General features: G+C 57.6%; 12 protein-coding genes. 9 read left to right on the forward strand and 3 right to left on the reverse strand.

Annotated features, from left to right (window positions below; all coding sequences use genetic code 11):
* The first annotated feature begins 183 nt into the window (after positions 1-183).
* A complete protein-coding gene (gene nepI / locus ACJ9Y9_RS00275; RefSeq protein ID WP_028017813.1) occupies positions 184-1,374 on the forward strand; it encodes a purine ribonucleoside efflux pump NepI in 1,191 nt (396 codons plus the stop codon).
* 36 nt (positions 1,375-1,410) lie between these two features.
* On the opposite strand, the gene ACJ9Y9_RS00280 is transcribed toward nepI, so the two are convergent.
* On the reverse strand, positions 1,411-2,316 hold the full coding sequence (locus tag ACJ9Y9_RS00280; protein WP_028017814.1) for a DMT family transporter: 906 nt from the start codon (positions 2,314-2,316) through the stop codon (positions 1,411-1,413).
* Positions 2,317-2,425: 109 nt separating this feature from the next.
* Complete coding sequence (locus ACJ9Y9_RS00285) at positions 2,426-2,722, reverse strand: YicS family protein (protein WP_028017815.1); 297 nt, start codon at positions 2,720-2,722, stop codon at positions 2,426-2,428.
* A 140-nt stretch (positions 2,723-2,862) separates the two neighbouring features.
* Between ACJ9Y9_RS00285 and ACJ9Y9_RS00290 the strand changes: the two genes are divergently transcribed.
* From ACJ9Y9_RS00290 to ACJ9Y9_RS00325, 8 genes are all read left to right on the forward strand, one after another.
* Positions 2,863-3,282: a GNAT family N-acetyltransferase gene (locus tag ACJ9Y9_RS00290; protein ID WP_028017816.1), complete on the forward strand. Its 420-nt coding sequence runs from the start codon at positions 2,863-2,865 to the stop codon at positions 3,280-3,282.
* A gap of 138 nt (positions 3,283-3,420) precedes the next feature.
* Positions 3,421-4,221 (forward strand): lipoprotein NlpA, encoded by an 801-nt coding sequence (nlpA, locus tag ACJ9Y9_RS00295; RefSeq protein ID WP_028017817.1) that lies wholly within the window; start codon positions 3,421-3,423, stop codon positions 4,219-4,221.
* 124 nt (positions 4,222-4,345) lie between these two features.
* Positions 4,346-5,125 carry an MBL fold metallo-hydrolase gene (locus tag ACJ9Y9_RS00300; RefSeq protein ID WP_028017818.1) on the forward strand — a complete coding sequence of 260 codons (780 nt, stop codon included), beginning with the start codon at positions 4,346-4,348 and terminating at the stop codon, positions 5,123-5,125.
* A 26-nt stretch (positions 5,126-5,151) separates the two neighbouring features.
* Positions 5,152-6,105 carry a GlxA family transcriptional regulator gene (locus ACJ9Y9_RS00305; RefSeq protein ID WP_028017819.1) on the forward strand — a complete coding sequence of 318 codons (954 nt, stop codon included), beginning with the start codon at positions 5,152-5,154 and terminating at the stop codon, positions 6,103-6,105.
* 182 nt (positions 6,106-6,287) lie between these two features.
* Positions 6,288-7,985, forward strand: coding sequence for a ShlB/FhaC/HecB family hemolysin secretion/activation protein (locus ACJ9Y9_RS00310; protein ID WP_152546597.1), 1,698 nt, complete (start codon positions 6,288-6,290; stop codon positions 7,983-7,985).
* Between the two features lie 14 nt (positions 7,986-7,999).
* Entirely contained in the window at positions 8,000-20,134 is a 12,135-nt protein-coding gene (gene cdiA, locus ACJ9Y9_RS00315; protein WP_032666854.1) for a contact-dependent inhibition toxin CdiA, read from the forward strand.
* 8 nt (positions 20,135-20,142) lie between these two features.
* Entirely contained in the window at positions 20,143-20,769 is a 627-nt protein-coding gene (locus ACJ9Y9_RS00320) for an SMI1/KNR4 family protein (protein WP_200871038.1), read from the forward strand.
* A 460-nt stretch (positions 20,770-21,229) separates the two neighbouring features.
* Positions 21,230-21,508, forward strand: coding sequence for a hypothetical protein (locus ACJ9Y9_RS00325; protein WP_154231559.1), 279 nt, complete (start codon positions 21,230-21,232; stop codon positions 21,506-21,508).
* Between the two features lie 40 nt (positions 21,509-21,548).
* Here the strand turns inward: ACJ9Y9_RS00325 and ACJ9Y9_RS00330 are convergent, their stop codons facing one another.
* The gene (locus ACJ9Y9_RS00330; RefSeq protein ID WP_028017823.1) at positions 21,549-22,637 is read right to left on the reverse strand and encodes an AAA family ATPase; all 1,089 of its coding nucleotides are present in this window, start codon (positions 22,635-22,637) and stop codon (positions 21,549-21,551) included.
* Positions 22,638-22,717 lie beyond the last annotated feature (80 nt).

Here is a 22,717-nt window from a genome sequence, read left to right on the forward strand (position 1 = left end):
ATTGTTTCACCTCAAATGTGGATACTGAATTTTCATTTTCGTTATGCTGAAAAGGTATCAGTTCCCGCCGATCTGCCTCCCGGAAAATTAAAAACGACAAAAGTTGTCAAATCGTTAAATTCGTCACACTTTTGATGATAAACTGCGCGACTTTTCCGCACGTTTTTATCTTCAGGTGACGCCATGACAGAACATATCCAGCCCACGACCAGACCGCAGACCAAAGAGGTTTCACGCCCGAACTGGTCGGCGGTTTTCTCCGTGGCATTCTGCGTCGCCTGCCTGATTACCGTTGAGTTTTTACCGGTCAGCCTGCTGACGCCCATGGCGCAGGATCTGGGCATTTCCGAAGGTGTGGCGGGACAGTCTGTTACCGTAACTGCCTTTGTGGCGATGTTCGCCAGCCTGTTTATCACCCAGGTGATTGGTACCATTGACCGCCGCAAAGTGGTTATTCTGTTTAGCGTGCTGCTAACGCTCTCCTGCCTGCTGGTTTCTTTTGCCAATAACTTTACCCTGCTGTTGCTTGGACGCGCCTGCCTGGGATTAGGGCTGGGCGGTTTCTGGGCGATGTCAGCATCCCTCACTATGCGCCTGGTGCCCGCGCGCACGGTGCCAAAAGCGTTGTCCGTTATCTTTGGTGCCGTTTCTATTGCTCTGGTGATCGCCGCGCCGCTGGGCAGTTTCCTTGGTGGGATTATCGGCTGGCGAAACGTGTTTAATGCGGCGGCGGTAATGGGTTTTCTGTGCATTATCTGGGTGTGGAAAGCACTGCCGTCTCTGCCCGGTGAAGCCGCGCATCACAAACAGAACATGTTCAGCCTGCTGAAGCGCCCGGGTGTGCTGGCGGGGATGACAGCTATCTTTATGTCTTTCGCCGGGCAGTTTGCCTTCTTCACCTACATCCGCCCGGTGTTTATGACCATGGCGGGATTTGACGTGGATGGCCTGACGCTGGTGCTGTTGAGTTTCGGTATCGCCAGTTTTGTGGGCACCTCACTCTCGTCCCAGTTCCTGAAACGCTCCCTGAAAGTGGCGCTGGCGGGCGCACCGCTGGTGCTGGCTATCAGTGCCACTGTTCTGGTGCTGTGGGGTAGCGATAAATGGGTGGCGTCGGCGATTGCCATTATCTGGGGCTTTGCCTTTGCGCTGGTGCCGGTGGGTTGGTCAACGTGGATCACCCGCTCGCTGGCCGATCAGGCGGAAAAAGCCGGTTCGATTCAGGTGGCGGTGATCCAGCTGGCGAACACCTGCGGTGCTGCCATCGGCGGTGTTGCGCTCGACCATCTGGGGTTGACGTCACCGCTGGTTATTTCCGGTACGCTGATGCTGCTGACGGCGCTGCTGGTGGCGGGTAAGGTTAAAGCGAAGTAGTGGTTTTCTCCCTCTCCCGTGGGAGAGGGAATCTGGCTACGCCGATGTCTGAACCCGTCTTCTCGAATCCATCGAAATCAGCACTACCGACGACACAATCAGCAGCGTGCCCAGCCAGTCCGGCAGGGTGAACGCCACGCCCAGCAGGATAACCGACAATAGCGCGCTGCTTAGCGGCTCGGCGCAGCTCAGAATGCTCGCCTTCGGTCCGCCAATCATTTGCGCACCTTTCAGATACAGGCTGAACGTCAGCGCCGTACCGATCACCACCAGGTAGAAGAACGCCAGCAGCAGGCTGCCATCAATGACAAACGTTGTCCCGCGCCCGGCGTAGAACGGGGTCAGCATTACCCCGGCAATCAACATACTCCAGCCAACAATCGGCAACGTGCCGTAGCGGGCGATCAGCGTTGACGGGTAAGTGGTATAAAACGCGGCGGCAAAGGCGGAAGCGATCCCGAAGAACAGCGCCGCAGGCGAAATAGAAAGTGAGGTTGGATCGCCATGCGTCACCAGCAGGAACGTGCCGACAAGCGACGTCATTATCGCGGATAAGACAAACACACCAGGGCGCTTTTTCCGCGCCAGCGCAAACCACGCCACGATGATGGTCGGCGACAGGAATTGCAGCACGGTGGCGGTTGCTGCGTTGGATTTTTCAATCGTCAGCAGGAAAGTGAGCTGCACGGTGAGCGCGCCAACCAGCGAGAAAATCAGCAGGCTGAGGGCATCTTTTCGATTTTTGATGACCGAGAAAATCTTGTCGCCGTGAACAAAGGAAAGCGTAAGCAGGATCACGCCGGTAAACAGCAGGCGAACCATGGTCAGATAAGGCGAAGAAATATGGCTTTTCTCCATGATGTACTGCGCGCAAACTCCTGAGCTTCCCCATAAAACGGCGGCGATCAGGACGTTCAGCATCCCTTTACGTGTGGAACCCATGTTCTCCCCTGTTATGTTGGTTTTTTCCCAGCATAACATGGGTCGATTGCCTGTGGCGTGCAGCCAGGAGCCCTAAACCAGACTCGTCATGGGAAACGTAGCGGCGTACTTAATAATCTTCCATACAATCCACCTGACCAATCGCAGCCCAGTAGGCGTCCAGATTGTCGCGCTTCACGGCGGTAATGGCGTTTTTGATCAGGAGTTGATTGGCCTCGGACGACAAAATCATCTCCTGCCAGGCTTTATCGCTCTGCTTTTTCTGTGGCGTACAGGTTTTCTTAATATCTTTAAGGACCTGCTGCTTTATTTGTGCCTCTTTCGCCGGGTCGTCCTTTTCCTGTGCATGGACAAACGCGGCGAAGAGCAGACAAACCAGCAGGCAGACCAGGTGCGCAGCTTTCATCAAAACCCCCTTTAGAAGTCACATGCTTCCTATGAAATATATCGTTACATTCAGTGTAGCGACTCCAGTCGAAAGTATGAATTTTCTCCAGGATGAGTGTGTGAGATAGTGAAACGGCACAGAAAAATAAGGAGAAAAATATGCACCTGAGCATTACTGATACAGTCACCACGCAAGAGAAAGAGGAGTTACTGACGGGGCTGAGAGCCTATAACGGGCAGTTTCTCGATCTATCGAATTTTAGCGGTGACATTGGCGTTTACATGCGAGATGAAAATGGCGTGATGCTGGGCGGATTAATTGGCGTACGTAAAGGCGACTGGCTGAATATCGACTTTCTCTGGGTCAGCGATACCGTGCGGGGTTCCGGTGTGGGTAGCCAGATCATTAAATCGGCCGAAGAGGAAGCCAGACGCAACGGCTGTAAACATGCGCTCGTCGACACCGCCAGCTTCCAGGCGCGTCCGTTTTATGAAAAACAGGGGTACCAGCTGCAGATGTCTTTGCAGGATTATCCTTATCCGGGCATGCAGCGGCATTATCTGGCGAAAGCGCTTTAAATCCTGAATCTGTAGGCAGGGTAAGCCCGGCAATCGACCGCATATAACTTATCCTTCTTATTGATTCTTTTTCGGTTTTTAGCTCATCGCCGCGTTGTCGATATAGTCATCAAAACGTTTATCAAAAGGAACTGTATCGTGAAACTCCGATTGGGTGTGCTTCTTCTGACCGGCCTGCTGCTGGCGGGTTGTGACCAAAGTGGCAATGATGTTAAGCACATTAAAGTGGGCGTCATCAATGGCGCCGAACAGGACGTGGCGGAAGTTGCCAAAAAGGTGGCGAAAGAGAAATATGGCCTGGATGTGGAGCTGGTGGGCTTCAGCGGGTCGCTGCTGCCCAACGATGCCACCAACCACGGTGAACTGGATGCCAACGTCTTCCAGCATCGCCCATTCCTTGAAGAAGATAACAAGGCGCACGGCTACAAACTGGTCGCCGTGGCGAACACCTTTGTTTTCCCGATGGCCGGGTATTCCCGCAAGATCAAATCCGTGTCCGATCTGAAAGATGGCGCGACCATTGCTATTCCGAACGACCCGACTAACCTCGGCCGCGCGCTGTTGCTGCTGCAAAAAGAGAAGCTGATTACCCTCAAGCCAGACGTTGGCCTGCTGCCGACGGCGCTGGATATCACGGCAAATCCCAAAAACCTGAAAATTATGGAGCTGGAAGGGGCGCAGCTGCCGCGCGTGCTGGATGACCCGAAAGTTGATGTTGCCATCATCAGCACCACCTATCTCCAGCAAACCGGGCTGTCGCCAGTGCATGACGGCGTATTTATCGAAGACAAAGATTCACCGTACGTGAACATTGTGGTGACGCGTGAAGACAACAAAGACGCAGAAAACGTGAAGGAGTTTATTCAGTCGTATCAGTCACCTGAGGTGGCGAAAGCGGCGGAGACGATCTTTAACGGTGGGGCGGTACCAGGCTGGTAAGCATGCTGGCGGGGAAACCCGCCTTTTCCTATTGGCCCGATTCCATCGATCATTGCCCTTTAGCCCACATCGCAAAACTGCCCCTCTGGCTATTCTCCTTATCACACCAACCGGAGGATACCCTATGAACATCACCCAAATTCGCAATGCCACTCAGCTGATTACCTACGCCGGAAAACGTTTATTAATTGACCCAATGCTGGCACCAAAAGGCGCGTATCCCGGTTTTCCGGGCACGGCGCGTGCAGACATTCGCAACCCGATGGTCGACCTGCCCGTTGACGTAAAAACGCTGCTGGATGCCGATGCCGTGATTGTCACCCACACCCATGACGATCACTGGGATCAAACGGCCATTGAGCTGATCGCCAAAGACAAACCGGTCTACGTGCAAAACGACAGCGACGCCGCGTTGCTGCGCACCCAGGGGTTTACCCACCTGACGGTGATGACCGAAGAGACTCGCTTTGGCGATATCCGCATCACGAAGACCCACGGTGGCCAGCACGGTACCGATCGTGCTTATGCGGTGCCAGAGCTGGCAGAACGTCTGGGCGAAGCCTGCGGTGTGGTGTTGCGCCATCCTGATGAGAAGACGTTGTACATCGCAGGCGATACCATCTGGCGCGAAGAGGTGGCGACCGATCTGCAAAAACACCAGCCGGATGTGGTAGTACTGAATGCCGGTTACGCGCATGTGCTGGGTTTCGGGCCGATTATCATGGGCGAGCAGGACGTGCTGAACGTCCATTTCCTGCTGCCGCAGGCACAGATTGTGGCGGTCCATATGGAGGCGATCAACCACTGCCTGTTAACCCGCCACGCACTGCGTGAGTACGCCGAAGCCAACCAGTTCAGTGATGCGCTGAGCATTCCACAGGATGGCGAAAGCGTTATATTCTGAGTGTTTAAAGGGGATGGGAGAGACAGATGCCGCCAGTAAACGTCGCGATTGTTGCGGTGGACGGGTTTAGCCCGTTCCACTACTCCGTTCCCTGCATTCTGTTTGGTGATACGGTATCCGGTGAAAAGCGCTTTAACGTGACGATCTGCGCCGAAACGCCGGGTTTTCTCACCTCAAAAGACGGATTTGCCCTCAACGCCACGCAGGACTACACCGCTATTGGTCAGGCCGATATTGTTGTCGTTCCCTACTGGCAGCATGTCCTTGAACGCCCGCCTCAGGTGCTGCTCGACAGCCTGGCGCAGGCAAGAGACAACGGCGCGGAAATCGTCGGGCTTTGTCTGGGATCATTTGTGCTGGCCTATGCGGGCATTCTCGACGGCAAACGTGCGGCCACGCACTGGGAGTTTGAGCACCAGTTCCAGTTGCTTTTCCCGAACGTTCAGTTGGATATCAACGCCCTCTACGTGGATGACGACAACATCATCACTTCAGCGGGCACCGCCGCTGCGCTGGATTGTTGTTTGTACATTATCCGCCAGCGCTTTGGCAGCGTGGTCGCGAACCAGATTGCCCGGCGGATGATTGTGCCGCCGCACCGTGAAGGCGGACAGGCGCAGTTTATTGCCCAGCCGGTGCCAAAAGACACCCGCGATGCGCGGATTAACTGCCTGATCGATTATCTCCAGCAGCACATTACCGAGCCGCATAATCTGGACTCGCTGGCGGAGGTGGTTTCCATGAGCCGCCGCACCCTGACCCGCCATTTTATTAACGCTACGGGGATGAGCGTCGCCGACTGGCTAACTGCGGAACGGTTGCGACGCAGTCAGATATTACTGGAAGCCGGAAATATACCGATTGAACGCGTGGCAGAACAGGTGGGATTTGTGTCGGCGGTGACGTATCGCCAGCAGTTTAAAGCGCGTTTTGGGGTCAGCCCGGCGGAATGGCGAAAAACCTTCCGTCTTCACTGCTAGTGTATTAGGGCTTACTCAAGATTTAAGGGTTAGTTAAATCATTTCGTATTTATTCTTAATACCCTTCTCACTTTTCTGAAAGAAAGATTTATTTTAGGTTCCCTAACGTAAATCACATATACTCACTTTAGGAATACTCTTATATTACTAAAATAATAATTTCGAACATTTTTGTGGCATGGATGAATAGCTCCGGAATAAAAAATAGAATAATTTCATTAGTAAATTATGCTGCTGCTATCTTATTAGCTGTGTTTTTTTTAGCGAGCGCAAATGCTGCGCCGCTGTCGCCAGCCGATCGCGACTCCATTCAACAGCAACAGCAGCAGCTTTTATTACAAAACCAGCAACAGCGTGAAGAACTGGAGCGCAGTATTCCTCGCCCCGCGCCTGCCAGACCGCTACCTGTTACCGGATCCGGGCCCTGTTTCACCATTCATACCATTACCCTTTCCGGTGCGACCTTAATCTCCCCGAAAACCCGTCAGACCCTTGTCGCACCGTGGCAGGGGCGGTGTCTGGATATGGCGAAAATAACGGAACTTCTCGCCCATATTTCTGACTGGTATATCAGCCGGGGATATATCACCAGCCGGGCTTTTCTTACCGAGCAGGATCTCTCCGGCGGCCAGCTGAATATTGTTGTGCTGGAAGGCAGACTGGAAGCGATCCGTCTGGAAGGCGAAACGCCGCGTATGCTGAAAATGGCGTTTCCGGGACGGGTGGGGGGCATTCTTAATTTACGCGACATCGAACAGGGCATGGAGCAAATTAACCGTTTGCGCACCGAACCGGTTCAGATCGAAATTCTTCCGGGGACGCAGGCCGGATATTCCATCGTTAATCTCACGGCAAAACCGGAATTTCCCTTAAGTGCATCCGTAAGCCTGGATAATAGCGGGCAGAAGAGTACCGGGGAAGATCAGCTGAGTGGCGTGCTCACCGCCAATAATATGCTGGGGCTGGCGGATAAATGGTTTGTCAGCGGCGGGCGCAGCAGTGATTTTGCCAGCGCGTACGATGCACAGAATTTCCAGGCGGGCGTCAGCGTGCCGTTTGGTTACGGATTACTGGACTACAGCTACGCCTGGAGTAACTACCGGACCACCATCAGTAACCAGGGGTTCAACTGGCTCTCCACGGGCGATACCAAAACCCACCGCGTTAACGCGTCATGGGTGGTCTTCCGCAACGGGGATGTCAAAACCGGCATTGCGGCAGGCGTGGTTCAGCGCTCCAGCCGCAACTGGCTTAACGACGCGCCGCTTCAGAGCAGCACGCGTAACCTCTCCAGCCTGGTCCTGGGAATTACCCACACGCAAAAAATGCTGGGCGGTGTGGCGACCTTCAACCCGACCTGGAGCCACGGTATGCCGTGGTTCAATGCCGAAACCGACGAAGATAAGTCCGGGGATATGCCGCGCGCTGAATTCCGCAAATGGAGCCTGAACGCCAGCTTCCAGCGGCCGATTACCCGTAACGCCTGGTGGCTGACCAGCGCCTACGGCCAGTGGTCTCCCGACCGCCTTTACGGCTCCGAGCGCCTGACGCTCGGCGGTGAAAGCTCCGTGCGCGGTTTTAAAGAGCAGTACCTGTCCGGGGACAACGGCGGCTACTGGCGTAACGAGCTGGGGTATTCCCTCTTCACCCTCCCGGTGCTTGGTGCGGTGAGCGCAACGCTCGCCGTTGACGGCGGCTGGCTGGAAAAAGACCGTCAGGACCGCTTTGCCTCCGGCACGTTATGGGGTGGTTCGGTGGGGCTGAGCAGCGCAGGGCGCTGGTACAGCAGCCAGATTTCGGTCGGTACGCCGTTGCACTATCCCGACTGGCTCGGCCCGGATCATGTGAGCGTTAACTGGCGCATTGCCTTCATGCTTTAAGAGACTCTACGACTATGGATACCCGTCACCCACCCGTTCGTTTCTCGCAGCGTCTGATCAGCTGGATTGTCTGCGGCCTGATGGTCTGGCAGCCGATGGCACCTGCCGTCGCGGCGGCGCTTACGCCGACCGGGCAAACCACGGTCGATCGGGCGGGGAACGGGGTGCCGGTCGTCAACATTGCTACGCCGAACGGGGCGGGTATTTCGCATAACCAGTTCGGTGAGTATAACGTCGGCAAAGAGGGGCTTATCCTCAACAACGGTACGGACCGTTTAACCCAGACCCAACTCGGCGGGCTTATCCAGAACAACCCCAACCTGCAGGCCGGGCGGGAAGCGAAAGGCATCATCAACGAAGTTACGGGGGCAAACCGCTCCCAACTGCAGGGCTATACGGAAGTTGCCGGCAAGGCGGCAAACGTCATGGTGGCCAACCCGTACGGCATCACCTGTAACGGGTGCGGATTTATCAACACCCCGAACGTCACCCTGACCACGGGGAAACCGCAGTTCGACGCCAGCGGTAACCTGCAGGCGCTGGAGGTGACGAAAGGCGCCATCACGGTTGAAGGCCAGGGGCTGGATGCCAGTAAAAGTGACGCGCTGACGCTGATTGCGCGCGCGACGGAAGTGAACGCCGCGATACATGCGAACGACCTGACGGTAACGGCAGGGGCGAACCGCGTGGGCGCAGACGGCAGCGTCAAACCGATTGCCGGTGAGGGCGCCGCGCCCGTGGTGGCGGTGGATACCGGCGCGCTCGGTGGGATGTATGCCAACCGTATCCGCCTGGTCTCCAGCGAGACGGGCGTGGGGGTGAACCTCGGTAACCTGAATGCGCGCCAGGGCGATATTCAGCTGGACGCGGGCGGGAAACTGACGGTCACCAACAGTCTGGCCAGCGGTTCTATCGCCGCAAATGGTGCGGGGGTGACCCTCAACGGCAGCCATCAGGCCGGGGGCGCGCTGAATGTAACCAGCTCGCAGGATGTGGAACTCAATAACAGCACGCTCGCCAGCCAGGGCGATATGCGCCTTTCCGCTGCGGGGAAAGTGCAGACGACGGGCGGCGGGACAAACAGCGCGGGCGCGCTGTCGGTGAGCAGCGGGCAGGGGATGACGCTCAGCAATACCTCCCTGGTCTCCCGCAGCGCGGCGACGCTGGACAGTAAAGATACCCTGACCGTAAACGGCGGCGGCGTGTCGGCACAGGGTGGGGCGCTAACCGTCACGAGCAAACAGGGAATGGCGCTTGCGGATGCAACGCTGACGGGTCAGGCCGACACTACGCTGTCCACCGACGGCAGCCTGACGCAGCGCGGCGGCAGCGTCACCAGCAAAGGCGCGCTCAGCGTGGCGGCCGGGAAGGATATCGCGCTGACGAATACCCGCAGCGGTAGCGATACCCGCGCGACGCTCAGCAGCGGCGGTACGCTGACATCCACGGCCAGTGCGGTCTCGGCAGGGGAGAGTCTGGCCCTGAGCGGCGGACAGCTGGTGATGGACGGCCAGAGCCGGGCCGATGCCACGGGCGATGTCCGCCTGACGGGCAGCACCGTCAGTAGCCAGGGGCAGGTGAATGCAGGGCGCGACATTGCGCTCTCCGGCAACAGTGTGTCCAACAGCGGCCAGCTGGCGGCGAAAGGCCACCTTGACGTGAACGCAGGAGAGCTGACAAACGGCGGCACGGTGCAGGGTAATGACGTCACCCTGAAGGGGCAGACGGTTACCAATAGCGGCACCTTGCAGAGTGTCGGCAACCTGGCGTTAAGCGCCGGAACCCTGGAGCAGCGGGGCACGCTGAGCGCGAAAGGCAATGCAAACGTCACGGTGCAGCAGACCCTGCGTAACGGCGGCAGCCTGCTGGCTGACGGCGCGATGAGCGTGACGGCAGACGCGCTTGAACAGAATGGCACCCTTTCCGGCGCGACGGCGCTGACGGCGCAGGCCGGTACTCTGACCAGCGGTCAGGCGTCCCATACCACCAGCCAGGGTAACGTACAGATTACCGCGACCCGCAGCGCCAGCCTGAACGGGCAGACGGACGCGGCGGGGGCAGTCACCGTCAGTACCGGCGACCTGACCACTGGCCAGGATGCGCATCTGCAGAGCGGGCAGGGGCTCACTCTGCAGGCGCAGAATGCCGCGCTGAACGGCACGCAGGCGGCGAAGGGCGCCCTGTCGGTGACGGCGGGCGCGATTGCGCATACCGGGAAATCCACCGGTAACGCGCTGAGTTTTAACGCGACCGGCGACCTGAACAGCGGCGGAGAGCTTACCGCCAGCGCCATCGCGCTCAGCGGACAGAACATCCTCCAGTCCGGCGTCGCAAAAGCGGACCGCATGACCCTGACGGCTCCTGAACGCATCACCAACAGCGGTACGCTGGTTGCCGGTACGCTGGCGCTGGACGCTGCCTCGGTGGAGAACAGCGGGCTGCTGCAGGGGACCACCCTGCTCGGCCTGAAGACCGGGTTACTCACAAACCTCGCGGGCGGATCGGTCTACAGCACGCAGGATTTAACGCTGAACGTCCCAACGCTGGCTAACAGCGGGCTTATCACCACCGACGGCGCGCTGCGCCTCCGGGGCGACACGCTGACAAACCAGGGCGAAATCAACGGCGTCAGCCTGAGCAGCGACTACCTCAGCCTGACCAACACCGATACCGGACGCCTGCTGGCGGACGACCGGCTCACCCTGAACGGCACTGCGTTTACTAATGCGGGCAATATTGCGGCCAGCGACCTGCACATCACGGCGGACAGCCTGCAGAACCAGGGCACCGTCGAGGGGGACTTGGCGCTGACGCTCGGCGTAACAGACCTCACTAACCGTGGCGCGCTGCGCAGCAGCGGAACGCTGACGCTCGGCGGTGAAACGCTTGGCAACAGCGGCGAGCTCAGCGCCACCGCGCTGCTGCTGAACCTGACCCGCCAGGCCAGCAACGATGCCGACGGGCGGGTGATTGCCCGGGACGGCCTGACGCTGACCGCCGCCAGCCTGACGAACAGCGGGCTGATGGCCGGTACCGACGCGCAGTTTAACAGCGCGTCGGTGACCAACGACGGCACGCTGCAGGGGACACATTCCCTGACGGCGACAGGGGCACAGCTCAGCAACCAGCAGGCGGGCATGCTACTCTCCGGCGGCGCGCTCGACCTGCACCACACCACCCTGAACAACGCCGGGCTGCTGCAGGGCAACACCCTGAACCTCGCTACCGGCGAGTGGATTAATACCGGTAACGCGCTGGGGGAAACGGGCGTGACGGCGGCGGTGACCGGCATGCTGACCAACAGCGGTAAGGTGCTCAGCCAGCTGGCGCTGGACGTCCAGGCTGGCAGTAGCGATAACCGTGGCCAGCTGCTGGCGAAAGTGCTGACCCTGCGGGGTGACCTGCAGAACAGCGGCCTGCTTCAGGGCAGCAGCACGCTGGCCTGGTCCGGGAACACCTTCGCGAACCAGGCTCAGGGGCAGGTGACGGGAGGCGAAACCCTGACCCTGAGCGGACAAACCCTCAGCAACGCGGGCAGCCTTCAGGCGCGCAGCGCGACGCTTGAGGCAGGGAGCCTGAATAACCAGGGCAGCGTTCAGACGCTGGACGGCCTGACCCTTTCCACGACCGGCAGGCTGGATAACACAGGTGCACTGCTCAGCCAGAACCTGTTTACGCTGACGGCGGCGCAGCTGTTCAACGACGGCCAGCTGGCCGGGAAAGCCCTCACGGTGAAGGCTGCGCAGCTGAACAACACCGGGATTCTTCAGGGCAACGACACGCTGGCGCTGACCACCCGCGCGCTGAGCAACGGCGCCACCGGGCAACTGGTGAGCGGCAGCCCTCTGGATTTATCCCTCGACACGCTCGATAACGCTGGTCTGCTGCTGGTGAACGGCGGGTTCACCCTGCGGGGCAGCGACCTGACGAACCGGGGCGATATTCAGGCGCAGAGCCTGGATTTGGGCCTGAGCAAGGCCCTGACCAATACGGGGAACATCGTTGCCACCGAAGATGCTGCACTTAACGCAACGACGCTGACCAGCAGCGGCACGGTGGCGGGCAAAACGCTGACAGCAGGCGGTACTGAGCTGCGCAACAGCGGCCTGATGCAGGGCAGCAACGCGGTTAACGTCACCGCCGACCGCTTTATCAACGAGCTGAACGGTAAATGGCTCTCCGGCGGCGGCTTCACGCTGACCGGCGGACAGCTGACGAACGCCGGTACGCTGCAGGGCGCCACGTTGGGCATGACCGGCACCGCCCTCACCAACAGCGGCACGGTAAACGGGCAGACGGGACTCAGCGGCACGCTCAGTGGGGCGTTAACCAATACCGGGCTGCTGCAGAGCGGCGGCACGACCACCTTCACCGCGGACACCCTGGCGAACCCGGGGCGCATCACGGGCGGTACGCTGTCCCTCACTGCCCGCGATATGAACAACGGCGGGCTGATGCAGGGAACGAACGGTCTGGCGCTCACCGGCACCACGCTGACCACGGGCGCGACCTCGCGCACCCTCTCCGGCGGCATGCTGACGCTGGATGCAGGCCATCTGACCACGCAGGGCACGCTGCAGGGGAACGGCGCGGACATCAGCGCCAGCGACTGGACGCACGGCGGGTCTCTGCTCAGCCAGGGAACGCTGACGGCCACGACCGGCGGCACGCTGACCTCAACCGGCTCGCTGATGAGCCAGGGCAGGGCGGATATCACCGCACAGACGCTGGATAACCGCGGGCAGCTCCTCAGCGAGGGCGATGTGACGCTCGGCGGCAGCACGCTTAAAAACAGCGGCACCGTGCAGGGGAACACCCTCGCGCTGCATCAGAACAGCACTAACAACCAGGGTACCTTAACCGGTCTGCAGAGCCTGACCCTGCAGGGGCAGCAGCGGCTGATGGCGCGCATGGCAATGGCCGCGCCGCAGCAGGAACTGATTAACGGCGCAGGCGGTAAGCTGCTTACCCAGGGCACCCTGACAATGACATCCGGCACGGTGACCAATGCCGGCAGCTGGCAGGCACAGAACATCCTGCTTAACGCCCGGTCGCTCACCAACAGCGGCGCGGTGCAGAGCGCCGACGCGCTGCAGATGACGCTGACCGATACGCTCACCGGAACCGCAGGCAGCAGGATCACCGCGCTGGGTGCGGCAACGCTGCAGGCCGCAACGCTGGCGAACCAGGGGCAGTGGGCGGCGAAAAACCTGACGCTGACAGGCGGCACGCTCAGCAACAGCGGCGCCATCAGCGGCGTGAATGGCCTGACCCTCAGCCAGACCGGCGCGGTCAGCCAGCAGTCTGGCGGCACCCTGCTGTCCGGCGGGGCGCTGAACGTCACGGCGGCCTCCGTCACCAGCGACGGCAAAATGCAGGGGGGCACGCTCGGCATCACCACCGGGGCGCTCACCAACAGCGGACGTCTGCAGGGCGATAACGGCGCGACGCTGGCCCTCAGCGGGACGCTGACCAACAATAGCGGGGGCGAAATCGTCAGCCGCGATGCGCTGACGCTGACCACGCCCACGCTGTTTAACTACGGCCTGATCCAGGGCGGCGGCGAGACGCGCGTGACCGCCTCCTCCCAGGCGCGTAACGACGGCAGGCTCCTCTCCGGTGCGCGCCTGACGCTCGGCACGCCGCAGTTCACCGGCACCGGCTGGCTGCAGGCCACCGACCTGATCCTGAATGCGGCAAACGCCACCAACGGCGGCACGTGGGTGGCCGATCGCGCCACCCTGACCGGCACCACCTTCGCCAGCCAGGGCACCACCCAGGCGGGACAGCTGACGGTTAACTACGGCCAGCTGAACAACAGCGGCACGCTGCTCGGCAACACGCAGCTGAATATTGGCGCGGACCAGGTAACCCAGAGCGCGGGCGGCAAGCTGCTGAGCGGTGGCAACCTGTGGCTGCAGAGCCGGGGGCTGGACCTTACCGGCCAGCTGGTGTCCCTGGGGGACTTAACGCTGCAGCTGACGAACGCGTTTACCAGCCGGACCGCCGTGGCGGCAGGCAGAACCCTGACCATCAACAGCGGCGGCGACATCGATAACCGCAGCGTGCTGCAGGGGCAGGCGGTCAACCTGAACGCGGGCGGGCAGCTCAGCAACAACGGACAAATCACCACCGGCGGCGGCACGAGTACGCTCTCCGGCAGCAGCGTGGCGCTGAATGCCGCGGGTTCGGTGCAGGGCGGAGGTGACATCACCGTTGCCAGCCGGAGCAATATTACCGTGGACGGCTTCACCGGCACGCGCGGCTCGCTGACCCTGAGCGCGCCGGGCGCCATCGTCAACACCGCGCTGCTGTACGCTGCGAATAATCTGGCGCTGTTTGCCGACAGCATCACCAACCAGCGCGGCGACATCATGGCGGGGAACAACCTGTGGATGCAGCGGGATGCGGCGGGCAATGCCAACAGCCAGGTGGTGAATACGTCAGGGAATATTGAGACGCAGAATGGCGATATTGGGATCAGAACGGGGCATTTGCTGAATGAACGTGATGGACTGAATATCAGTAGCTATGAAAATAAATACTCGAATGCTTTACCCGACACGTCTAAGTATCTGAGCCGTGTTTATTATGTGAAAGATAAGCCGGATTTTGAAATTAGCCTGGAGGAATGGAAGAACAATGGAGAGCAGGTTGTTTATCATTCATGGCAAAATTGCACGGGAGCAATGAATGAACACTGTCGTGATGTAATCGAATATCGTCTGTCTGGCGAAGATACCAGACGATTTATTCTTAGTGATTCCGTCGTTCAGGTTTCAGCTAACGGGGGTGCGGCTCGCATTGCCGCTGGGCGCGATATTAATATTAATGCTGGCTCAATGGAAAACAAAGCTAGCAATATCCTTGCAGGACGGGATATAGCACTCTCCGGTTCAACTTTAAATAACCTTTCCGCAGAAGGTGGGCGTAAAGTTGAATATGTTGAGGCAAATTATCGTTGTGAATGGTTCTACCAGGATTGTGGTAGTGATTATTGGCAACCATTGGAGAAGCTTAGTAATAATAAATGGTATTGGTGGGATGAAGATGAATTAAAATACCGCAGTTATGTTCCTTATCGGTTAGGTGAACATAAGACGGAATTTACTACTGATGGAGCTGCATACCGCGCCGTCATCCAGGCGGGCGGTAACGTCACAGCAAACTTCACCAGTAACATCAGCAACACCAATACCACTGCGAACGCGGGCGGCGTTAGCAACGTCATCTCCACCCCGTCGCTGAACACCCTCAGCAACCAGAGTGTCGGCAGCGGCGTACAAAAACAGGGGCTGAGCAATACCGGCACCGTGGCGGTGAACTCGCCGCAGTGGAACGATCAGCTTCAGGGGGCGCTGCAGCAGCTTAACGGTGGCGGTGCGCTGGAAAACGGCGGCGCGTCCGGCACGCCTCTCAGCAACATTGGCACCACGCAGAAAGGCAACGCGAACCTCGGCCAGCTGGGCGCGCTGGCGAATGCCGGGGTCACCACTGCCGATCTCAGAACCGCTCAGGGCGGTACCGTCGGGCATTATCAGGGCCAGCGCGTCGATACCAGCGCTTACCCGCTGCCGTCGGGCAACAACGGCTATTTTGTTTTCTCCGACAATCCGAAAAGCCCGTATCTGATCAGCATCAACCCGAAACTGAACGGTCTCGGACAGCTTGATCCCGCCCTGTTTGCCGACCTGAACGCGATGCTCGGGGTCAAACCATCGTCCACGGCGCCGCAGGAGACGCGGCTGGCGTTTACCGACGAGAAGCAGTTCCTCGGCTCGTCTTACATGCTCGGCCGCCTCAACCTGAACCCGGATTACGATTACCGCTTCCTCGGCGATGCGGCGTTCGATACCCGCTATGTCTCCAACGTGGTGCTCAACCAGACCGGTAACCGCTACCTGAACGGCATCGGCTCCGATCTGGATCAGATGCGCTATCTGATGGACAACGCCGCGGCGGCGCAGCAGTCGCTGGGCCTGCAGTTTGGCGTCTCGCTGACCGCCGATCAGATTGCCGCACTCGATCACAGCCTGCTGTGGTGGGAGAAAGCCACCGTCAACGGCGAAACCGTGATGGTGCCGAAACTCTACCTGTCGCCGAAGGACGTCACCGTCAATAACGGCAGCGTGATCGCGGGTAACAACGTTACCCTGAAGGGCGGCGACATCACCAACAGCGGCAGCTCGCTGCTGGCGAAAAACAGCCTGACGCTCGACAGCCAGAACAGCATCAGCAACCTCAACAATGGCCTGATGAAAGCGGGCGGCGACCTGAACCTGAGCGCCATCGGCGATATCAATAACATCAGCTCCACCATCAGCGGCAAAACGGTCGCGCTGGAGAGCCTGGACGGCAGCATCAACAACCTGACCCAGGTTGAGCAGATTGATATCAACGCCGGAGGGAAGTACGGCAAGATCGGCCTGAAAGACACCCTGCTGGGCAACACGGCGTCCATTTCCGCGCAGGACGGCCTGTCGCTTGAGGCGGGGAAAAATATCACCGTCACCGGGGCGAACCTGGCCTCCGGCGGCGATATGCTGCTGAACGCGTGGGGCGATATTGCCGTCAACGCGAATCAGATCAACGACGCATTCAGCTCCAGCCGGGAGAAAACCAGCCGTTCGTCCGTCACGTATCAGGGCAGTAACGTCACCGCGGGCGGCAACCTACTGGTGAACGCTGGGCATAATCTTGACGTGACCGCCAGCGACCTGAAGGCGGGCGGCAGCGCGGGGCTGAGCGCGGGCAACGATCTCAATCTGAACGCGGCACAGACCAGCGAAAGCAGCCGTAAAGGGAAAAGCGAGTCCCACAGCACCGGGCTAGACCGCACCACGATTTCCGCAGGTGATAACCTGGTGCTGAAGGCCGGGCAGGATATCAACGCCCAGGCCGCCGCGCTGGCGGCGGAGAAAAGCGTCGGGCTGCAGGCGGGCCGCGACGTGAATCTGGCGGCGGAAGAGACCACGCAGGGCGATAGCTATAAGTCAGGCAAGAAAACCGTCATCAACGAATCGGTACGCCAGCAGGGAACCGAGATCGCCAGCGGTGGTGATACCCAAATCCTCGCCGGGCGCGATGTCACTACCGAAGCCGCGCAGGTGACGGCGAAGGGCGATATCGGCGTGGCGGCGGGCCGCGACGTCAATCTCAATACCGCAACCGAAAGCGATTATCACTACAAAGAGCAGACCAAAACCAAAAAAGGGTTCCTGAGCAAGAAAACCACCCACACTATCGAGGAGAACAGCGCGACGCGTGAATCCGGCTCATTGCTGAGCGGCGACAACGTGCAGGTGGTGGCGGGCAATAACCTGCAGGTGTTCGGTTCCGCCGTGGCGGGCGATGGCGACGTGAAGCTTAAGGCGGGCAACAACGTCGATATCGTAGCGGCCACTAACAGCGATACCTCCTGGCGCTTTAAGGAAGAGAAAAAATCCGGCCTGATGGGCTCGGGCGGGATTGGTTTTACCATCGGCAGCAGTAAAAGCACCCAGGATCTTCGTGAGAAAGGGACTACCCAGAGCCAGAGCTTCAGTACGGTGGGCTCGACGGGGGGGAGCGTTGATATTGCCGCCGGTAATCAGCTGCATGTCGGCGGCGCGGATCTGGTGGCTGGCAAAAATATGGCGCTCAGCGGCGACAGCGTGACGATCGAGCCGGGTCATGACAGGCTCACCAGCGATCAAACCTTCAAGCAGAAAAGCAGTGGCCTGACGATTGCCCTCTCCGGCGCGGTGGGTGACGCGGTGAACACTGCGGCCAGTACGGCAATGGCGGTGAAAGACCAGAGCGATGGCCGTCTCGCCGCTCTGCAGGCGACCAAAGCGGCGCTGTCGGGTGTTCAGGCCGTGCAGGCCAACCGTCTCGCTGAAGCGACTAACGGCAGCGACCCCACTAGCAATGGTGCGTTTGGCGTGATGGCCTCCATTGGCGGACAGTCCTCTAAATCCACCTCGCACTCGGAGCAGGATAAAACGACAGGCAGCACGCTGAATGCCGGGGGTAACCTCGCCATCACGGCGACAGGTCAGGGAAAAACGGCCAACAGCGGTGATATTACCGTGGCGGGCAGTCAGCTGAAGGCTGGCAAGGATCTGACGCTCAATGCGGCTCAGGATATCAACCTGACGAGTGCAGCCGACACCAATAAACTGACGGGCAGTAACTCCAGCAAGGGTGGCTCAATCGGGATCGGTATTACCGCCGGTCCGAATGGCGCGGGCATCACCGTCTCTGCCAGCGTAAACGCCGCCAGAGGCAGCGAAAAAGGCAATGGAACCTCCTGGAACGAAACGACGCTGGATGCCGGACAGAACGTCAGCCTGACCAGCGGCCGCGATACGGTGCTTAAAGGCGCGCAGGTCAACGGCGATAAGGTCACGGCGGATGTCGGGCGCGACCTGACCCTCAGCAGCCTGCAGGATAGCGACAAATACAACAGCAAACAGCAGAGCATGAATGCGGGTGCAAGCTACACCTGGGGAGCGGGCGGCGGTAGCGGCAGCTTTAGCGTCAGCCGCGATAAGATGAAGAGCAACTACGACTCGGTGCAGGAGCAGACCGGGATCTTCGCAGGCAAAGGCGGCTTTGATATTAACGTTGGCAACCATACGCAGCTGGACGGTGCGGTGATTGCCAGCCGTGCTGATGCAGACAAAAACCGCCTTGAGACCGGCACGCTGGGCTTTACGGACATCAACAATAAGGCGGAGTATAAGGTTGAGCATCAGGGTGTGGGCTTCAGTACTGGCGGCGGGGTTGCGGGTAATCTGGTTAGCAACATGGCCAGCACAATGCTGGCAGGAATGGGCGGCAGCGGCCATGCTGAAGGGACCACGCAGTCAGCGGTAGCCGACGGTGCTATCATTGTTCGCGACCAGGCTAACCAGAAGCAGGACGTCAGCACGCTCAGCCGTGACACTGACCATGCCAACGGCAGCATCGGCCCGATCTTTAACAAAGAGAAAGAGCAGAAACGCCTGCAAACCGCGCAGATGATTGGCGATATCGGCAATCAGGTTGCGGATATTGCGCGCACCAACGGCAAGATTGCGGCCACGGAAGCGGCCAACGAGAAGATGAAAACCGCTGGCGGCGATGCGCGTAACGCCGCCATCAGCCAGCTGAAAAAAGACGGTAAAGAGATTACCGATCAGGCGATTCATGACCAGATGTACCAGACCTTCTATAACGAAGCGTTTAACAAGTCTGGTATGGGTACGGGGCAGAGCACCCAGCGGGCCATCACGGCAGCAACGGCAGCGGTTCAGGCGCTGGCAGGCGGAGACATTAAAGCCGCGATTGCGGGCGCTTCCGCGCCGTATATCGCCAATGCCATCGCGAATGCCATCCCGGATACGGATCTTAAGGGACGCGTGCTGGCCCATGCGGTTGTCAACGCCGCGCTTGCAGCGGCTTCCGGCAGAGATGCGGCGTCCGCTGCAGCGGGTGCGGCGGTGGGTGAGCTTGTCGGTAAAATTGCGGTAGACAAGCTGGCCGGTAAGATTGCGGTTGACGGCTTTGGCAAACCGGTCAGCGAACTGAGCGAGGAAGATAAACAGACGGTATCTGCGCTGGCGACACTGGCTTCTGGCCTGGCTGGCGGGCTGGTGGGAGACAGCAGCGCGAATGCGTTAACGGCGGCTCAGGCGGGCAAGACGACGGTTGAGAATAACACGCTGAGTCCTGGCCATGATGAAGAGAAAATTGAGAAAGAACACGGCAATTTCCCATTAAAAGTTTATCCAATTAATCCTCTGAAAATGGGGGTGGTAGATGATGATGGTATTGTCCAGGGGGCCGGAGGTAAGGTAATAATTATTAATAAATCGAAGTACCCCGAATCTGCTAAGCATATTGAAGATGCTCAGGCTGCAGGGCAGCCAGCTGTTTTAACTATTGATCGTGGCGGTGCAGCTCAGAGACGGCGGGAGTCATTAAAGGATACACCCCCAGTGAAAGGTATGGATAGAGATGAATATCCGCCGGCAATGTTTAAAGAAGGTGGCACCGGCGCTTCGGTTAGGCCCATCACATCTTCTGATAATCGTGGTGCTGGTGCTTGTATTGGTGCACAATGCCGAAATTTACCAGATGGTACATCTGTAACTATAAAGACAGATGGGGATATTAAGAAATGAGTACTTTTATGAAAAAATTACTATCTATTAGTGGTGATGAATTATCATCAAATCAATCGGTTAAGGATTGCTCTGTATTGTTCAACTCGCCAATCGCAGCTCAATTAGATGAGTTGTTGAGGGAAAAAAATGGGTTTTATGGTTTTGAGTCAGCATTACACGTTTTCCCTTATGAAACGACAGATAAAGAGATAGGGTTGCTGGACTGGAATGAAAAGGAGTTATGGATTTCCGCTTATGAAGATATGGCTTTAGATGCATTGTATTTTGCAGAGGATATCTTTGGTGGACAATTTTGTTTAAAAGATGATGGTGTTTATTATTTCGATCCAGAAACGGCAAATGTAGATAAATTAGCTAATACCATAAATGAGTGGAGTAAGTTAATTCTATCAGATTATAGGGTTATAACTGGTTATCCTTTGGCACATTCATGGCAATTGATTAATGGTCCCATTCCTCCAGGATGTCGTTTAGTACCAAAAATCCCATTTATAGCAGGCGGATTATATGAACTTAGCAATCTATACATGTGTACCTCACATGAATCATTGAAAATAAGAGCAAATATTGCATTGCAGGTTCGAGATATTCCTGATGGTAGCAATATCCAGATAATTATTAGCGATGAATAAATATCTGTTATGCAAAGGAATTTTGTAACCCAGTGAGTGAAAAGATAAAGTTGTGTAGGCAGCAGAAGCCACTCAATCAAATTTTTCCGGAAATTTCGCTAAGCTTGTTAGATGGATATCAAGTCCAACTGTACGAAATTATTTGCTAAGTGCAATTTTTAATGAGCTATAATTAATAATATTAATATAAAAGATGCTTTTGCAAAAACCGTTAGGTTGTTGTAAAGTGTGGTCTACTTATTTTATTGATGTTTGATTTTTCCTCTCGAATTTTGATTGTAATTAAATTAATTATCAGTCATGTGGTTTTTATGGTTGGAGATTAAACGGATGCCAGTACAAATGTTATTGCATCAATCGTGGCAATCGTGGCAATCGTGGCAATCGTCAGGTAGTCGAGATAGACAATCTTCAATGTAAGCGCTGAGAAGAGGTCTATACGTATCTCGACGTACGGCCAATGATGAGTACTAAATATTACGAAAGGAATGATGGACGATTATTCAAAATGATGATTAATCCGCGATTAAAACTTTTCTTGTTACTGGTCTTACTCTGGATGTCTGGCCTCTTTATCACTATGGCTGGTGGCCGTCTGCTGATTGCAGCGGCCTCGTATCTCTTCATAAATGATTTTGATTTCAAGTGGAGCGACTTGATTACTGCGCTCAAAATCTCTGTAGGCGCAGGGTTCATCATTGGAGGGGGGCAGTCCCTGCAGGTGAAAGAGAAAAAATGAAAATTTCATTTTACTGGACTTCAAAGGAAGAGAATGCGGCTTACCCCAGCCTCTCCACCCTCGTCTCCCCCTCCACCATCGACAGCTGATACAGCGAAAACGACCTCTGCTTCTCAATCAACTTTGCCAGCTCCGGCGAGTGGCTGGTGAGCCAGATCTGCGAGTAGCGGCTGGCTTCGGCGATTAAGCTCGCCAGGGCTGGCAACATCTGCGGGTGCAGGCTGTTTTCCGGTTCGTTCAACGCGATAAACGCTGGCGGGCGCGGGCTTAACAGCGCTACCGCCAGGCACAGAAAGCGCAGGGTGCCGTCGGAGAACTCCGCCGGTTCCAGCGGCCTGCTCAGCCCTTCGCGCTGCATCATCATGCGAAAACGTCCGCCGGTGTTGTCGCTGTAAAACACGCAGCCGGGGAAGGCCTGGTCGAGGATGCGCATCAGCAGCAGCTCGTCGCCAATCTCGACAATGGTCTGAAACGCCGCCGCCAGGTTAGCGCCGTCGCTGGCCAGCACCGGGGAGCGGAAACCGACCTGCGGGGCCCGCATCGCCGAGCCGATTGATACAGAAAACTCATGATAAAAGCGCCAGTTACGCAGGGACTCGCGCATCTGCGACACTTCCGGGTAAAGATGCGGTTCGCCGAGCTGCCCGAACACCGATTCGTTCTCGTACAGCGTGCCGCTGTGGGTCACTTTCTCGTGATGCACATTGTTCAGAAACACCGCCTGGTTCTTACGCTTCATCAGCTGTGACGAAGGACGACGGTGCTGGCCGCTCAGCCAGATGGACTCTTCTTTGATCACCGGGTCGAGCTGAAACTGCGAGGGATAGGGCAGCTTCTCCACAAACCCGACCTGCAGCTCGTATTCGTAGGTCCCTGTTTCCACCGCCAGATTCATCCGCCGCAGCTGGTCGCTGCGGGTTTTGCCTGCCCAGAATACTTTCAAAATTCCACCTTCATTCGCCAGCGCCTGGGAAAACTGCCCCTGCGCGGCGCAGTGCATCAGGTGTATCGCCTTGTAGATATTCGATTTTCCGGTGCCGTTCGGCCCGAAGACGATATTGAGCTGCTCCAGCTCCAGCGACATCTCGCGGATGGAGCGGTAGTTTTGAATGTGCAGGGTGTTGATCACAGGCAGGCCCCTTTTGCAGAATAAGCCTGTATATAATCACAGTCTTTGAGATGAAATGCAAAAAAGAGACGACAGTGAGG

Origin of the sequence: Enterobacter sp. CPE_E1241 (assembly GCF_045618265.1) — a bacterium.
GTDB classification, from domain to species: domain Bacteria; phylum Pseudomonadota; class Gammaproteobacteria; order Enterobacterales; family Enterobacteriaceae; genus Enterobacter; species Enterobacter adelaidei.

Bases quoted from the DNA above. Each gene is read 5' to 3' on its own strand.
- ACJ9Y9_RS00285 (WP_028017815.1), bottom strand. From the start codon at position 2,722: ATGAAAGCTGCGCACCTGGTCTGCCTGCTGGTTTGTCTGCTCTTCGCC.
- ACJ9Y9_RS00305 (WP_028017819.1), top strand. From the start codon at position 5,152: ATGCCGCCAGTAAACGTCGCGATTGTTGCGGTGGACGGGTTTAGCCCG.
- ACJ9Y9_RS00325 (WP_154231559.1), top strand. From the start codon at position 21,230: ATGATGAGTACTAAATATTACGAAAGGAATGATGGACGATTATTCAAA.
- ACJ9Y9_RS00320 (WP_200871038.1), top strand. From the start codon at position 20,143: ATGAAAAAATTACTATCTATTAGTGGTGATGAATTATCATCAAATCAA.
- ACJ9Y9_RS00290 (WP_028017816.1), top strand. From the start codon at position 2,863: ATGCACCTGAGCATTACTGATACAGTCACCACGCAAGAGAAAGAGGAG.
- ACJ9Y9_RS00300 (WP_028017818.1), top strand. From the start codon at position 4,346: ATGAACATCACCCAAATTCGCAATGCCACTCAGCTGATTACCTACGCC.
- nepI (WP_028017813.1), top strand. From the start codon at position 184: ATGACAGAACATATCCAGCCCACGACCAGACCGCAGACCAAAGAGGTT.
- ACJ9Y9_RS00310 (WP_152546597.1), top strand. From the start codon at position 6,288: ATGAATAGCTCCGGAATAAAAAATAGAATAATTTCATTAGTAAATTAT.
- cdiA (WP_032666854.1), top strand. From the start codon at position 8,000: ATGGATACCCGTCACCCACCCGTTCGTTTCTCGCAGCGTCTGATCAGC.
- ACJ9Y9_RS00280 (WP_028017814.1), bottom strand. From the start codon at position 2,316: ATGGGTTCCACACGTAAAGGGATGCTGAACGTCCTGATCGCCGCCGTT.